A 16,188-nucleotide genomic window follows, 5' to 3' on the forward strand; every position below is an offset into this window, starting at 1 on the left:
CCACCGGGTTTTCCCGCCATGTCATGCCCTGAAACCCGGGTCCGAGTGTGACTTAGGCGACGACTGGCCCGGGTGGCCTGCATCTAAGGTCCCGACAGGCGTAGCCTTTATTCCCGCTGTCCACCACCTTAGGAAGCGGAAGAGGGCGGTTGCCGCCGTGTCGCCACAGTCCCCCAACACCTCGAGCATCTCGACCGACCAAACGGGGCAGGCCAAGAGTCCTGCCGACGTTTTCGGTCCCAATGAGTGGCTCGTCGACGAGATCTACCAGCAGTACCTCCAGGACCCGAACTCGGTCGACCGAGCCTGGTGGGACTTCTTCGCCGACTACAAGCCGGGCCAGACGGCGGCTGCGCCGCCGACGGACGCCGGGGCCCCGGTGACGCCGGCCGCGCCGGCGCCGGCCCCTGTCGCCCCGGCCCAGCCGGCCCCCGCTGCCCAGGCCCCCGCGGCTCCGGCCGCTCCGGCCCCTGCCGCCGCGGCTCCGGCCGCCGCGCCCGCGAAGCCCGCCCCCGTGGCGAAGCCCGCGGTCGCCAAGCCGGCCGCGGCCGCGAAGCCGGCCACCGAGCCGGCCGCCGGCCCGGAGTTCGTCACCCTGCGCGGTCCGTCCGCCGCGGTCGCCAAGAACATGAACCTCTCCCTGGAGCTGCCGACGGCCACGTCCGTCCGCGCGGTCCCGGTGAAGCTGCTGTTCGACAACCGCATCGTCATCAACAACCACCTGCAGCGTGCCCGCGGTGGCAAGGTCTCCTTCACGCACCTCATCGGCTTCGCCATGGTGCAGGCGCTGAAGCTGATGCCGTCGATGAACTACTCCTTCACGGAGAAGGACGGCAAGCCCACCCTCGTCAAGCCCGAGCACGTCAACCTCGGTCTGGCGATCGACCTGGTCAAGCCCAACGGCGACCGCCAGCTCGTGGTCGCGGCCATCAAGAAGGCCGAGACGCTCAACTTCTTCGAGTTCTGGCAGGCGTACGAGGACATCGTCCGCCGCGCCCGGGTCGGCAAGCTGACGATGGACGACTTCACCGGAGTCACCGCGTCGCTCACCAACCCCGGCGGCATCGGCACCGTGCACTCCGTGCCGCGCCTGATGCCCGGCCAGGGCCTGATCATCGGCGTGGGCGCCATGGACTACCCGGCCGAGTTCCAGGGCACCTCGCAGGACGCCCTGAACAAGCTGGGCATCTCCAAGGTCATGACCCTGACCTCGACGTACGACCACCGCGTGATCCAGGGCGCCGCCTCCGGCGAGTTCCTGCGGGTCATGAACCAGCTGCTGCTGGGCGAGAACGGCTTCTACGACGAGATCTTCGAGGCGCTGCGCATCCCCTACGAGCCGGTCCGCTGGCTCAAGGACATCGACGCCTCGCACGACGACGACGTCACGAAGGCCGCCCGCGTCTTCGAGCTGATCCACTCCTACCGGGTCCGCGGCCACGTCATGGCCGACACCGACCCGCTGGAGTACAAGCAGCGCAAGCACCCCGACCTCGACATCACCGAGCACGGCCTCACCCTGTGGGACCTTGAGCGCGAGTTCGCGGTCGGCGGCTTCGCCAGCAAGTCGATGATGAAGCTGCGCGACATCCTGGGCGTGCTCCGCGACTCGTACTGCCGCACCACCGGCATCGAGTTCATGCACATCCAGGACCCCAAGCAGCGCAAGTGGATCCAGGACCGCGTCGAGCGCCCGCACTCCAAGCCGGAGCGCGAGGAGCAGCTGCGCATCCTGCGCCGCCTGAACGCCGCCGAGGCGTTCGAGACGTTCCTGCAGACGAAGTACGTCGGCCAGAAGCGGTTCTCCCTGGAGGGTGGCGAGTCCGTCATCCCGCTGCTGGACGCCGTTCTGGACGCGGCCGCCGAGGCCCGCCTGGACGAGGCCGTCATCGGCATGGCCCACCGTGGCCGCCTCAACGTCCTCGCCAACATCGTCGGCAAGTCCTACGCGCAGATCTTCCGCGAGTTCGAGGGCAACCTCGACCCGAAGTCGATGCACGGCTCCGGCGACGTGAAGTACCACCTGGGTGCCGAGGGCGTCTTCACCGGCCTGGACGGCGAGCAGATCAACGTCTCGCTGGCCGCCAACCCCTCCCACCTGGAGACGGTCGACCCGGTCGTCGAGGGCATCGCCCGCGCCAAGCAGGACATCATCGGCAAGGCCGGCACGGACTTCACCGTCCTGCCGATCCAGCTGCACGGCGACGCGGCCTTCGCGGGCCAGGGCGTCGTGGCCGAGACCCTGAACATGTCGCAGCTGCGCGGCTACCGCACCGGCGGCACCGTGCACATCGTCATCAACAACCAGGTCGGCTTCACCGCGCCGCCGGAGTCCTCGCGCTCGTCGATGTACTGCACCGACGTCGCCCGGATGATCGAGGCGCCGATCTTCCATGTGAACGGTGACGACCCGGAGGCCGTGGTCCGCGTCGCGCGGCTCGCCTTCGAGTTCCGCCAGGCGTTCAACAAGGACGTCGTCATCGACCTGATCTGCTACCGCCGCCGCGGCCACAACGAGTCCGACAACCCGGGCTTCACCCAGCCGCTGATGTACGACCTGATCGACAAGAAGCGCTCGGTGCGCAAGCTGTACACCGAGTCCCTCATCGGTCGTGGCGACATCACCCTCGAAGAGGCCGAGCAGGCGCTGCAGGACTACCAGGGCCAGCTCGAGAAGGTCTTCATCGAGGTCCGCGAGGCCGACACGGCTCCGGCCCCGGCCGCCGCCCCGGCCCCGCTGGACGGCTTCCCGGTCGCGGTGGACACCGCGATCTCCCAGGAGGTCGTCAAGCGGATCTCCGAGTCCCAGGTCAACCTGCCGGAGGGCGTCACCGTCCACCCGCGTCTGCTGCCGCAGCTCCAGCGCCGCGCCTCCAGCGTCGAGGACGGCACGATCGACTGGGGCACGGGCGAGACCCTCGCCTTCGGCTCGCTGCTGATGGAGGGCACCCCGGTCCGGCTCGCCGGCCAGGACTCCCGCCGCGGCACCTTCGGCCAGCGCCACGCGGTGCTCGTCGACCGCGAGACCGGCGAGGACTTCACCCCGCTGCTCTACCTCTCCGAGGACCAGGCCCGCTTCAACGTCTACGACTCGCTGCTCAGCGAGTACGCGGCGATGGGCTTCGAGTACGGCTACTCGCTCGCCCGCCCCGAGGCGCTGGTGATGTGGGAGGCCCAGTTCGGTGACTTCGTCAACGGCGCCCAGAGCATCGTCGACGAGTTCATCTCCTCCTCCGAGCAGAAGTGGGGCCAGACCTCCGGCGTCACCCTGCTGCTGCCGCACGGCTACGAGGGCCAGGGCCCGGACCACTCCTCGGCCCGCGTCGAGCGCTTCCTCCAGCTGTGCGCGCAGAACAACATGACGGTCGCCATGCCGACGCTGCCGTCGAACTACTTCCACCTGCTGCGCTGGCAGGTCCACAACCCGCACCACAAGCCGCTGATCGTCTTCACCCCGAAGTCGATGCTGCGTCTGAAGGCCGCGGCGTCGAAGGTGGAGGAGTTCACCACCGGCGGCTTCCGCCCGGTGATCGGTGACGACCAGGTCAAGGCCGAGGACGTCCGCAAGGTCGTCTTCTGCGCCGGCAAGGTCTACTACGACCTCATCGCCGAGCGCGACAAGCGCGGCGCGACCGACACGGCCATCATCCGCCTCGAGCGCCTCTACCCGCTGCCGGGTGCGGAGCTCCAGGCCGAGATCGCCAAGTTCCCCAACGCCGAGAAGTACATCTGGGCGCAGGAGGAGCCGGCGAACCAGGGTGCGTGGCCGTTCATCGCGCTCAACCTGATCGACCACCTGGACCTGGCGGTCGGCGCCGACGTCCCGGCCCGTGAGCGACTGCGCCGGATCTCCCGGCCGCACTCCTCCTCCCCGGCCGTCGGCTCCGCCAAGCGCCACCAGGCCGAGCAGCAGGCCCTGGTCGCCGAGGTCTACGACGCCTGACCTCGGATGATCCGGTAGCACGACATCACCGGCCCCCACCGCTTCGGCGGTGGGGGCCGGTGGCGTTCCGGGTCACGGGCGTGACGGGGTGACCGTGCGTATCGTTGTACCGCGCGGCTGCACGCGACATGCGGCAGCGGGGAGGAGCGCACGGTGACCATCGAGCTGACCGACAGGATCGAGCTGACCGAGATGGCCGAGAGCGACGAGCTCAGCCTGGACATGCTGTTCGACTGGCTGGAGCGGATGCCCGTCCCCGAGGGCTACAAGGTGGAGATCGTCGAGGGGGCCATCTACATGTCGCCACAACGGGACAATCACTGGGACATCATCCTGAACATCGTTGAGCAACTGCGGACGAAGTATCCGCGTACGCGCGTGAAGAGCGATGTCCGTATCGACTTTCCCGGCCACCTGAACGGATTCGCGTCCGACGTGGCGCTGCTCAAGGAGAGCGCGTCCAAGGATGCCAAGGGGCGCTGGCAGTACCAGGACGTCGAGTTCATCGCCGAGGTGATCTCCAAGGACACCGCGAAGAACGACTACGGGCCGAAGAAGGACGCCTACGCGGCGGCGGGCGTCGCCGTCTACCTCATCGTGGATCCGTACGAGGGCACGTGCCACCTGTACACGGACCCCAAGGACGGCTCGTACAGGCTGTCCCCGGCCATCAAGTTCGGCGACCCGATCGACCTCACCGACACGCTCGTGGGCCTGACGGTCACCACGGACGAGTTCTCGCGGGAGTGAGACCCCGGCGCGGCACGGCACCCGGCCGGAAGCCGCCCTTGCAGTTCCCTCGCACACATTGAACCGCCTCCGTCACCCCGGTTGCATGTTCCCCTGTCATGGTTCGTTCCGGCGTCGGCCGGTACGTACGGAGGGGGCAACTTGCGGAGAAACAGAGCACGTTCGAGAAGACGGACAGGGGCGGCAGCGCTGGTCGGCGCTGCCGCCCTTGTCGTGACCGTCGTGCCCGGCCAGGCCCTCGCGGCCTCGCCGTCGCCCGGTCCGGCCGAGGTGGTGCCGGGGACGGGCACCGCCACGCCGGCGCTGGTGGACGGGATCCGGGAAGGGGTGACGGCCGCCGGCAGCGCGGCCGACGCGGCGCGCGGGCACCTCGCCGACAAGCGGGACCGTTACCGCATCGCCGATCCGGGCCGCGACCTGAAGCCGTTACGGACCACGAGCGCCGGCTCCTCCGAGACGGTGCGTCTGCAGCAGAAGCACCGGGGGATCGACGTCCTGGGCGGGCAGTACGTGGTCCGGATGGAGAAGAAGGACGGCAAGCGCGTCGTCACCGGCACCTCCGGCAAGTACTTCACCGCCCTCAAGGCCGACACCAAGGCCGACGTGAGCGAGGAGACCGCCGTCGAGCGGGCGGTCGACGCGACGCTCGCCCAGCTGAGCCGGGACGGCGGCTTCGGCGCGGACGGCGGCGAAGGCGGCGAGGGCGACGAGGGGGCGCCGTCGCTGACCGGCACCGCGCGCGGGCTCGTCATCGTGCCCAAGGGCGCGGGCGTGCTGGCCCACCACGTCACGGTGCGCGGCACGGACCGGGCCGGCGGGCAGCCGGTGCTGCGCGAGGTGTACGTCGACGCCAAGGCCGGCTACCCGGTGCTGCAGTACAGCGGCATCAAGACATTCGGAGCCCCGGCCGCCGCGAGCGGTGGCGCGGTGCGGGCCCCGCGCGCCAAGGCGGCCGCCGATGCCCCGGGGGTCAGGGGCTCGGGGGTCACGTACGACGGCACCACGGTCGAGCTGCAGCTCACGCAGGACGACGGGAGCAAGGAGTACCTCATGCGGGACCACTCCCGCATGCGCGACAGCAGCAAGAACGTCCTGTCGACCTGGGACGCGCGCGGCAAGGACGTGAGCGAGACGTCCGGCCGCTGGCCCGATGGCATCAAGGAGTTCGGCTCGAAGAGCCCGCAGTTCGCCCAGGAGTTCACCGAGGCGGGCGCGGTCGACGCGCACTGGGCGGCTGGCAAGGTCTACGACTACTACAAGCAGGCGCACGGCCGTGACAGCCTCGACGGCCGGGGCATGACCATCAACTCCCTCGTCGGCGTCACCTACTACGGCATGCCGTACGTCAACGCCTTCTGGGACGGGACCAAGATGGTCTACGGATCGGGCGACAAGGAGTACCGCACCCTCTCCGCCGGCCTCGACGTGGTCGGTCACGAGATGACGCACGGCGTCGTGGAGAACACCGCGAACCTCGTCTACGCCGGCCAGTCCGGCGCCCTGAACGAGGCGGTCGCCGACTACTTCGGCAACGCCATCAAGACGGACGCGTACGGCACCTCCATGGACAGCCCCGACTCCGGGCTGCTCGGCGAGCGGCTGTGCCGTACCAAGTCCCCGCGCGAATGCGCCATCCGCGACCTCAACGACGGCCGGACGACCTCCAAGTCCTTCCTCGGCGTGAGCTTCGCGACCGACAACGGCGGAGTGCACCTCAACTCCACGATCTTCTCGGGCGCGCTGTGGGACATCCGCAAGGACGTCGACCGGGCGCTGGCCGACCGGATCGTCTACAAGGCGCTCACCGAGTACATGACGCCGCTCGACGGCTTCACCGAGGGCCGCAACGCCGTCATCGCCGCCGCCAAGGCCCTCAAGGTCCCGGCCAAGGACCGGAACGCGGTCACCCGCGCGTTCAACGCCCACGGCATCGTCCCCAACTGGGAGCAGGCCATGGGCGTGGACTCCGACCAGCTGCTGGGCCGGCTCAACACCTCCAACTCGGCGCCCGGCGCCGGCGGCGGCTGGTGGGTGGCGTCCAAGTCCGACGACAGCGGCGGCGAGGCGTACTCCGTGTGGGCCGGCAAGGTGGCCGGCGGCGGCGCCCAGAAGCTGATCAGCCCCAACGACGGCCGCTACCACGTCAACCCGGCCACCGACGGCAAGACGGTGGTGTGGGAGGCCTACGGGCCGGGGAACGTGGAGCTGTTGTCGCGGCCGCTGGCGGGCGGCCCGGTCAAGAAGCTGTGGTCCAACCGGCGGGGGATGCGCGGGCTGAAGGTCGAGGGCAAGGTCGTGGTGTGGGCGGAGTCCCCGCGCGCGTCCGTCGGCCTGCAGGTGATGTACCTGCGCCCCGGTGACGCGGAGCCGACCCCGGTGGGCCACCGCAGCACCCGGGACGCGACGTCGCTGCAGTCGATCAGCGGCGGGCGGATCGCCTACGCCCAGCGCACGTACCAGGTGCGCCCCACCAGGGGATACACGTACTCCGTCGAGGTCCTCGACACCGCCACCGGGAAGACCACGGTCATCCAGGCCCCCGGCAGGCACTCCGTGGGGCAGACCGGCATCACCGGCAAGCACGTCTTCTGGCTGGTCGACGAGGTCGACGACCAGGGCCAGCGGGGCGTCCGGCGGGCGAACCTCGACGGTACGGGCACGGTGGACGTCAGCAAGGAGCAGGGCGCCGACGCCCTCCACGCCGTCACCCTGACCGCCTCGGACGAGGCGGTGACAGTCACCGCGGCCACCCCGGACACGCAGTACCGCAACGAGACGCTCTCCAAGCTGTGGCAGTTCTCGGCGGACGGCACGCGCTCGGGCCGCGTCTCCTGCAACCGCGGCGAGCAGAGCGGCGCGGCGGCGGCGGGCGGCAGGCAGGTGGTGTGGATCGACGGCACCACCGGCTACACCGACCTGGTGACCCGCGGCCGCCCGGCGGGCAACTGCGGCTGAATTCGTACCGACCGGCGTGGCGGGGCGCCGCCACGCCGGTCGGCCGAAACTCGCCCCTCGGCTCTGACGACCCATTGATCTCATTGCGCCACACCGATTGCATGTCCCCCGACCACAGATGTTCCGGCGTTCCGGCACGTACGGAGGGGGAATCCTTGCGTAAGCCCAGAGCACGTTCAGGAAGACCGACGAAAAGCGGAATAGCGGGGGCGGCAGCGCTGTTGGGCGCTGCCGCCCTCGTCGTCTCGGCGGTGCCCGGCCAGGCCCTCGCGGCCCCGGCCGGCCAGGACCCCGCCGAGGTGATCCCGGGGACGGGCACCTCCACCCCGTCCCTGGTGGACGGCATCCGGGAGGGTGTGAAGTCCACCGGCAGCGCGGCCGACGCGGCGCGCGGGCACCTCGCCGACAAGAAGAGCCGCTACCGCATCGCCGACCCGGGCCGCGACCTCAAGCCCGTCCAGACGCTCACGACCGGGGCGTCCGAGACGGTCAGGCTGCAGCAGAAGCACCGGGGGATCGACGTCCTCGGCGGGCAGTACGTCGTGCGGATGGAGAAGAAGGACGGCAAGCGCGTCGTCACCGGCACCTCCGGCAAGTACTTCACCGCCCTCAAGGCCGACACCAAGGCCGAGGTCGGCGAGGAGCTGGCCGTCCAGCGGGCCGTGAACGCGACGCTCGCCCGGATCGGCGGGAAGAAGCTGGACAAGAGCGCCGTCGCCGCACAGCGCGGCCTCAAGGCGGCGCCGCGCCTGACCGGCACGGCACGCGGCCTGGTCGTGCTGCCCAAGGGCGCCGGCGTGCTGGCCCACCACGTGACCGTACGCGGCACCGACCCGGCCTCGGGCGAGCCGGTGCTGCGCGAGGTCTACATCGACGCCAAGGCCGGCTACCCGGTGCTGCAGTACAGCGCCATCAAGACCTTCGGCGCGTCGACGGCGGCCCCCGCGGCGGGCGCGAGCGAGGGCAAGGCCGGTGCGGGCAAGGCCCCCGAGGAGGCCGGGCGGCACCCGGGCGTCGCGGGTTCCGGCGTCAAGCTCGACGGCAGCACCGTCGAGCTGGGCCTGTACTTCGACACCGCGCGCGGCGAGTACCTCATGCGCGACCACGCGCGCATGTGGGACTCCAGCAAGAACCTGATCGCCACCTGGGACGCGCACGAGAAGGACGCCAACGAGGCGTCCGGCCGCTGGCCCGAGGGCATCAAGGAGTTCGGCTCCAAGAGCCCGCAGTTCCCCAAGGAGGCCACCGAGGCGGGCGCGGTGGACGCGCACTGGGCGGCCGGCAAGGTCTACGACTATTACAAGAAGGTCCACGGCCGTGACAGCCTCGACGGCCGGGGCATGACGATCAACTCCCTCGTCGGCGTCACCTACTTCGGCATGCCGTACGTCAACGCCTTCTGGGACGGCACCAAGATGGTGTACGGCTCGGGCGACAAGGAGTACAAGACGCTCTCGGCCGACCTCGACGTCGTCGGCCACGAGATGACGCACGGCGTGGTGGAGAACACCGCGGGCCTGGTCTACGCCGGCCAGTCCGGCGCGCTCAACGAGGCGATCGCCGACTACTTCGGCAACGCCATCGCCGTGGACGCGGCCGGCATGGCCATGGACCACCCCGACGCGGGCCTGCTCGGCGGCGACCTGTGCCGCACCAAGTCCCCGCGCCAGTGCGCCATCCGCGACCTCAACGACGGCGCGACGACGTCCAAGAACTTCCTGGGCGTGAGCTTCGCCAACGACAACGGTGGCGTCCACCTCAACTCCACGATCTTCTCGGGCGCCCTGTGGGACATCCGCGAGGACCTGGGCCGCACCCTCGCCGACAAGATCGCCTACAAGGCGCTGTCGGAGTACATGACGCCGCTCGACGGCTTCACCGAGGGCCGCAACGCCGTTCTTGCCGCCGCCAAGGCCCTCAAGGTCTCCGCGAAGGACATGAACGTCGTCAAGCGGTCGTTCAACGCCCACGGCATCGTCCCGAACTGGGAGGAGGCCCTCGGCGTCGACACCGACCGTCTCTTCGGCCGGCTCAACACCGCCGACACGACGGTCGGCGCGGGCGGCGGCTGGTGGTCCGCGTCGAAGTCCAACGACGACGGCACCGAGGCCTACTCGGTCTGGGCCGGGCGTACGGACGGCAAGGGCTCGCCGAAGCTGATGAGCCCCAACGACGGCCGCTTCCACGTGAACCCGGCGACCGACGGCAAGAGCGTGGTGTGGGAGGCGTACGGGCCGGCGGGCGTGGAGGTCCTGTCCCGGCCGCTCGCGGGCGGTCCCGTCAAGAAGCTGTACGCCACCACCGACCTGGTGCGCGGCGTGCGGGTCGAGGGCGCGGTGGTGACCTTCGAGACGATGGACAGCTTCGGCGCCCGGCACGCGGGGTACCTGCGCACGGGTGACAAGGAGCCCACCTGGGTGGACGGGCGCAGGGCCGACGTGGGTTCGGCCGTGCCGTCCATCGGCGGCGGGCGCATCGCCTACGCCAAGGCGTACCCGGAGGGCGACTCGTACCGGATGGGCGTCGAGGTGCTGGACCTGACGAGCGGCGGGCGTACGCTCATGCCGCAGCTGGGCACCCCGGAGACCATCGGCCAGACGGCCGTCACCGGCAAGCACGTCTACTGGCTGGCCGACGAGGTCGTCGACCAGGGCCAGACGGCGGTCCGGCGGGCGAACCTCGACGGTACGGGCGTGGTGGACCTCAGCAAGGAGAAGGGGGACGACGCGCTGTACGCGTCCGACCTCACCGCCTCCGAGGCCGCGGTGACCGTGACGGCCCAGCTGCCGGACGTCCGCTACCGCAACGAGTCGATGGCCAAGCTGTGGCAGTTCGGCGTGGACGGCGGGGCCCGGGCGCGGGTCTCCTGCAACCGCGGCGAGCAGGTCGCCGCCGCGGCGGCGGGCGGCAAGCAGGTGGTGTGGCTGGACGGCACCACCGGCTACACCGACCTGGTCACCCGCACCCGCCCGGCGGGCAACTGCGGCTAGCCCCCGCGACTGGGAGTACCGCTGAACACGACCGGGCCCCCGGCGCCGATGGCGCCGGGGGCCCGGCTCGTATTCGCCTCCTCGCCGTGCCGGCGCGCGGGCGGCAGCCTTACGCGCGGACCTCAGCCGTAGGCGAGCGTCTTCAGGCGGCTGAGCGTGCCGTTGAAGCGGTTGTGGTCGCCGACGGTCGGCCCGGAGTCGGTGTACTGCCAGAAGGTGTAGAAGCCCCAGCCGGCCGGGAGCTCGCCGGAGGCGGAGCCGTAGCGCGGCATCCACAGCGGGTTCCAGCCGCCGAATCCGTTGTGGTTGCCGGTGCACTTCTTCCACCAGGTGGTGGAGGTGTACAGCACCGCGTCGCGTCCGGTGCGCTCGCGGTAGGTGTCGAAGAAGTCCTCGATCCAGTCGATCATGCGGCCGGTGGACATGCCGTAGCACTGACTGCCGTAGGGGTTGTACTCCATGTCGAGCACCCCCGGCAGCGTCCTGCCGTCACTCGACCAGCCGCCGCCGTGGTCGGTGAAGTAGTCGGCCTGCGCGGCGCCGCTGGAGGTGTCCGGGAGCGCGAAGTGGTACGCGCCGCGGATCATGCCCTCCCGGTACGCGCCCTTGTACTGCTGCGAGAAGTAGGGGTTGGTGTAGCTGGTGCCCTCGCTGGCCTTGACGTAGGCGAACCGGGCCCCGCTGTTCCAGAGCTTCGACCAGGAGACGTTGGCGTTGTGGCTGCTGACGTCGACGCCCTCGACATGGGCGAGCGCGGAGTTGTCGGGGAGTGCGGGCGCGCTCTCGTGGTCGCGGAGGGTGGAGCCCATCCAGTCCCGGTCGGGGTGGGCGGGGCGTCCTTCGCTGGACGCCGCCGTGGCGGACGGGAGGGTGACGACCAGGGCGAGCGCGGCCAGCAGGGAGACGAGGTGGGCCGCCATGGTGGTGGGGGGTGTCCGGCGGCCCGGACCGCGGCGGTACACGGGCATGAGCTGCCTCCGAGACCAGGGTGGGGGGAGTGGGCGATACTGACACAGCCGCGGTGACGTGCCGCGGCCGCGGACATCTTTCGGTGGCCGGTAACGCAGGAGAGGGCCTCACGTGCACGAGAGCAGGACGCCGTCCGGCGAGGGGGGCTGCCCGGGCCAGGGCGACGGCACGGGAGTGGACCGGGCCTTCCTCGCCCTGGAGCGGGAGCTGTCGGTCTTCCTCCGCCGCGCCCGGGCCTCCTCCGGCGAGCTGGCCCGCCAGGTCCACCCGGACCTCGAGCCGGCGGCGTACGGCCTGCTCGTCCGGCTGGAGGAGACCGGCCAGCAGCGGGCCACCGACCTCGCCGCGTACTTCGGCGTCGGCAAGGCCACGATGAGCCGTCAGCTGCGCGCCCTGTACGACCTCGGGCTGGTCGACCGCGAGCCGGATCCGGCCGACGGCCGGGCCTCCCTCGTCCAGATCACCGACGAGGGCCGGGCCCGCTTCACCCGGGTGCGTGACGCCCGGCGCACGCTGTACATGAGCAAGCTCGCCGACTGGGACCGCACCGAGATCGCCGAGCTGGCCCGGCTGCTCCACCAGCTGAACGAGCGGGCGGAGGCGTAGCCGCGGCGCGGTGACGGGTCCGGCATTCGGACAAAGAGCGCATCTCATTACAATTCAGCGTAGAGGGCTGCCGCATCGTCATGGGGCTTGCCGCGCCGGAAGGACCGCCCGTCCGGGTCGGCGAGCTCCGCCTCGCGCACCCGCTCGATGAGCGCCTCGGGCCCCTCCTTCGCCAGGACCGAGAAGCACTCCGGCCAGCCGCCCGCCCGGAACACCTCCACCCAGCGGGCGGCGCCGTCGCTGAGCGCGCCCAGTGCCCGTACGTCCGTACGAGGCGTGGTGCCGGTGACCGCCCGGCCGGCCACGGCCGGGTCCGCGGCCGCCGTGAAGAAGCCCCCCTCCGCGTTGCGCAGACGGTCCGTCACCGGGCCCACGGCCGCCAGGCGCGCGATCCGGTCGTCGAGCACGGCCCGCACCGTGCCGTCCAGCGCCTCGATCAGCAGCACGGAGTCCGACAGCACCAGGTGCTCCACCGTCGTCGCGTCCCAGCGCGCCAGGACGACCGTGGCCTGCGGGGTGCGCCGGTGGGAGAGGTCGCAGCCGTCCCGATGGGCGTCGGCGGTACGGGAGATGGCGGCCGACAGGCAGTCCGACAGGGTCATGTCGGGCCGTGAGGCGGCCAGTTCGAGCAGCGCGCCGCCGAGTCGCGCCGTGAACCACGGAACGCCGTGCGCGCACCCCGTCCCGCCGTCCGGCGGCGGCGTCACCCCGTCGAGCAGCACGAGCGCCCCGCCGTGGCCCGAGGCGGGCAGGGCGGCCGACACGAAATCCTCGTTCGGGCGAAGCGAATCCCCGGGCTGAGTGGCCAGTTCGATGCGCATGCGACCAGTGTGCAGGATGCCCGAATTTCCCCACCCGTTGACGCGCATCCTTCCGGCGCGCCGGGCTGTTTACCTGAGTGGGCACTTGCCGGGGGGATGCGGTCGGTGCCACCAGCCAGGGGCCACCAGAGGTGGGACACGGACGACAGCAGATTGCGAGCACCGGTGCGGAAGAAGCGACTTCGCGGCGGCCAGCGCGAACAGCAGACATCGGGGGTGCCGGAGCGCACCGCCCGCGTACGCAACCGACTCATCGCCTCCGTCGCCGTCGTCTCCCTGACGGCCCTGGGCGCGGGCGCGTTCGGCATCGCCGACGCCATACGCGACCTCGGCGACTCCCGCCGCCTGGCCGCCCTCGCCACGACCGGCAGCGGTGCCGTCGCGCTCGCCCACTCCCTGGCCGACGAGCGCGACGCCATGACCGAGCACGCGGCCGCCGGGCGCGGCGGCGCGCCCGAGCCCGTCGGCGCCGCCGAGGACCGGCGCGCCCGCGTCGACCGCCAGGTCGAGGAGTTCCGGACCACCGCGCCCCTGTCCCTGCAGCGCCGGCTGGACACCCTGCCCGAGGTACGCCGCCGCGCCCTGACCGGCTCCGCCGACGCCCGCTCGGTCTTCACCGCCTACACCGCCGTGATCCAGGCCCTGCACGGCAGCGCCGCCGCCCTCGCCCACCGGCTGCCCTCGCGCGCCCGGTCCGACGATGCGACGGCCCTGCCCGCGCTCGGCCGCGCCGTCGAGGAGGCCTCCGCCGGCCGCGGCCTGCTCCTGGCCGCGCTCGCCGCCCGCGGCACCCAGCCGCAACTGACCGCCCTCGCCCAGGGAGCCGCCCTGCGGGAGCGGGCCGCCCTCGACGAGTTCCGCCTGCTCGCCCCCGCCGCGCTGCGCGCCGAGTACGCCCGTACGCTCGCCGGAGCGCAGGTCGCCGACGCCCGGGCCCGGCTGGACCGGCTCGTCGCGAGGCCGCAGATCGCCGCCGCCGAGATCGAGCACCCCGGCCCCGTACGGGCCGGGCTCACCGCCCGCCTCGACCGCCTGCGCGGCCTCGAATCCGGCCTCGCCACGGAGCAGATGGCCCGCCTGGCCGGCCTGCGCGACCACGACGCGACGGCCCTGGAGGTGCGCGGCACCCTCGCCGCGCTCTGCTTCCTGCTCGTGCTCGGCACCTGCGTCCAGTCCGCCCGCTCCATCACCCGCCCGCTCGCCGCCCTGCGGACCGGCGCCCGGCGGGTGTGCGCCGACCCGGTCACCAAGGAACCGGTCTCCTTCCAGGGCCGCGACGACGAATTCGCCGAGATCGCCCGCTCCGTCAACGTCCTGCACGGCACGGTCGTGCGCATGCGCGAGCGCATCGCGCTCCTCGAGGGCGAGCGCAACCGCCTGGACGTGGCCCGGCAGGACCTCGCCGACGAACGCGACGCGCTGCGCGGCCGGTTCCAGGAACTCGACGAGCGGATGGCCGGACTGTCCGGCCGGGTGCACTCCACCTTCGTCAGCCTCTCGCGGCGCACGCTGGGCCTCGTCGAGCGGCAGCTGACCGTCATCGAGTCCATGGAGGCCCACGAGACGGATCCCGACCGCCTGGAGATCCTCTTCAAGCTCGACCACCTCGCCACCCGGATGCGCCGCTACAACGAGAACCTGCTCGTCCTCGCCGGCGCCGAGCAGCACTGCGGGCACGCCGGGCCCGTCCCGCTGCTGGACGTCCTGAGGGCCGGCGTCAGCGAGATCGAGCGCTACGAACGCGTCCGCATCCACTCCCTCCCGGCCCGGGCGCAGCTCGCCGGCTTCGCCGCCGACGACATCAGCCACCTGGTGGCCGAGCTGCTGGAGAACGCCACCGCCTTCTCGCCCCCCGACGTGCAGGTACAGGTCTGCGGCTGGCTGCTGGAGAACGGCGAGGTCATGCTCTCCGTCCAGGACGAGGGCATCGGCATGGCCCCCGAACGGCTGGGCGAGCTCAACGCCCTGCTGGCGGAGGCCGACCCCGACCTCGGGCGGTCCGGTCGCGGCGGGACGGAGGAGCCCGTCATGGGGCTCGGCCTGTACGTGGTCGCGCGGCTCGCCGCCCGGCACGGCGTCCGGGTGCAGCTGCGCGAGCAGCGGCCGGGCGGCATCACCGCCGTCGTCGTCCTGCCCGGCCACCTGCTGCCCGCCGAGCCGCCGTCCGTCACCGACCCGGCCACCGCGCCGCCGGTCCCGGGCAGCGCGCGGGCCGTGCCGCACGCCGACCTGCCGGGCGCGGTCGCCGAGGCCAACTCCCATACGCTCCCCGGCCGTCCGCAGCACAGCGGCCTGCCGGGCCAGCGGCGCTCCGGGCCCTGGGTCGAGCAGGACGAACAGACCATCCAGCTCACCACCGTCCGGTCGATCCCCGGCCCGGCCTGGCAGATGCCCGGCCCGGCGGCCGGACAGCCCCCCACCGCGGACGACGGCCCGGCCCCGGGCCGCCACGCCCGCGCGGCGTCGGTGCCGCCCCAGGCGGCATCCCGCCCGACATCCCGGCCGACATCCCGGCCGCACGCGTCGTACGAGGCGTATGGGGAGTACGGGGTCTACGCCCCGGGGCCTGTGGAGGCCGGGGGAGCGGGAGGGGCGGGAGGCGCTGGAAGGGCTGGAAGGGCTGGAGAGGGCAGGGGGGCGCACGGGCAGGGCGCGCACCCGGTCTCGCACCCCACCTCGCACCCGGCCGCGTACGACCGTACGCCCCGGCCGTCCCCGTACGCCCAGGCGTCACAGGCGTCGACGCACACCTCGCATGCGCTGTCCGGGCAGGCGCCGGGCTCCCACGCCCAGACGCCCTACGCGCAGCCGTCGTACGCCCAGGCCCCGCGCCCCGAGCCGCTGCGCCCCCGGCCCCGCTCCGAGCCCGCCCCGGACGGCCCCGGCGATCCGGGGCCCGGGCGGCCCGCGGGACCGGCGCTGCCCAAGCGGACGCCCAGGGTCGTGGCCCGCAAGCCCGTGCCGCTGAGCGTGCGGCCGGGCGTGGACGCCGACGCGCTGCGGCGCAAACTCGCCGGCTTCCAGCAGGGCGCGCGGGACGGACGCCGGGACGCCGAGGCGGAGTTGGCGGAACGTGATCGTGGTACTGATCGAAACCGAGCGGGGGCGCCGGACGAGGGCGGCACTGTCGAGGAGGCACGCGGTTGACTGCATA

At 72.0% G+C, this 16,188-nt stretch carries 8 protein-coding genes; 6 read left to right on the forward strand and 2 right to left on the reverse strand.

The genetic code is table 11. The annotated features are described in order from the left end of the window. Positions 1-157: 157 nt before the first annotated feature. The 4 genes from AB4K12_RS17395 to AB4K12_RS17410 all read left to right on the forward strand — a co-directional run bounded on the left by AB4K12_RS17395 (position 158) and on the right by AB4K12_RS17410 (position 10,638). Positions 158-3,943, forward strand: coding sequence for a multifunctional oxoglutarate decarboxylase/oxoglutarate dehydrogenase thiamine pyrophosphate-binding subunit/dihydrolipoyllysine-residue succinyltransferase subunit (locus tag AB4K12_RS17395; protein ID WP_368435041.1), 3,786 nt, complete (start codon positions 158-160; stop codon positions 3,941-3,943). A gap of 153 nt (positions 3,944-4,096) precedes the next feature. Beyond that, on the forward strand, positions 4,097-4,693 hold the full coding sequence (locus tag AB4K12_RS17400; protein ID WP_368435042.1) for a Uma2 family endonuclease: 597 nt from the start codon (positions 4,097-4,099) through the stop codon (positions 4,691-4,693). 213 nt (positions 4,694-4,906) lie between these two features. Beyond that, entirely contained in the window at positions 4,907-7,648 is a 2,742-nt protein-coding gene (locus tag AB4K12_RS17405) for a M4 family metallopeptidase (RefSeq protein WP_368435043.1), read from the forward strand. A 101-nt stretch (positions 7,649-7,749) separates the two neighbouring features. Then, positions 7,750-10,638, forward strand: coding sequence for a M4 family metallopeptidase (locus tag AB4K12_RS17410; RefSeq protein WP_368435044.1), 2,889 nt, complete (start codon positions 7,750-7,752; stop codon positions 10,636-10,638). 122 nt (positions 10,639-10,760) lie between these two features. On the opposite strand, the gene AB4K12_RS17415 is transcribed toward AB4K12_RS17410, so the two are convergent. Next, positions 10,761-11,606 (reverse strand): lysozyme, encoded by an 846-nt coding sequence (locus tag AB4K12_RS17415; protein ID WP_368435045.1) that lies wholly within the window; start codon positions 11,604-11,606, stop codon positions 10,761-10,763. Positions 11,607-11,781: 175 nt separating this feature from the next. Here AB4K12_RS17415 and AB4K12_RS17420 point away from each other — a divergent pair, with 175 nt between their 5' ends. Next, positions 11,782-12,213: a MarR family winged helix-turn-helix transcriptional regulator gene (locus AB4K12_RS17420; RefSeq protein ID WP_242705443.1), complete on the forward strand. Its 432-nt coding sequence runs from the start codon at positions 11,782-11,784 to the stop codon at positions 12,211-12,213. A gap of 47 nt (positions 12,214-12,260) precedes the next feature. Here AB4K12_RS17420 and AB4K12_RS17425 read toward each other — a convergent pair whose 3' ends face one another. After that, positions 12,261-13,034: a hypothetical protein gene (locus AB4K12_RS17425; protein WP_368435046.1), complete on the reverse strand. Its 774-nt coding sequence runs from the start codon at positions 13,032-13,034 to the stop codon at positions 12,261-12,263. A gap of 216 nt (positions 13,035-13,250) precedes the next feature. Here AB4K12_RS17425 and AB4K12_RS17430 point away from each other — a divergent pair, with 216 nt between their 5' ends. Continuing rightward, the gene (locus AB4K12_RS17430; RefSeq protein ID WP_368435047.1) at positions 13,251-16,181 is read left to right on the forward strand and encodes a nitrate- and nitrite sensing domain-containing protein; all 2,931 of its coding nucleotides are present in this window, start codon (positions 13,251-13,253) and stop codon (positions 16,179-16,181) included. Positions 16,182-16,188 lie beyond the last annotated feature (7 nt).

It is taken from the genome of Streptomyces sp. C36 (assembly GCF_040932295.1).
Taxonomy (GTDB): domain Bacteria; phylum Actinomycetota; class Actinomycetes; order Streptomycetales; family Streptomycetaceae; genus Streptomyces; species Streptomyces triculaminicus.

What these genes read in the sequence shown, in the direction of transcription:
- AB4K12_RS17415 (WP_368435045.1), bottom strand. Translation starts at nt 11,606, where the DNA reads ATGCCCGTGTACCGCCGCGGTCCGGGCCGCCGGACACCCCCCACCACC.
- AB4K12_RS17410 (WP_368435044.1), top strand. Translation starts at nt 7,750, where the DNA reads ATGTCCCCCGACCACAGATGTTCCGGCGTTCCGGCACGTACGGAGGGG.
- AB4K12_RS17425 (WP_368435046.1), bottom strand. Translation starts at nt 13,034, where the DNA reads ATGCGCATCGAACTGGCCACTCAGCCCGGGGATTCGCTTCGCCCGAAC.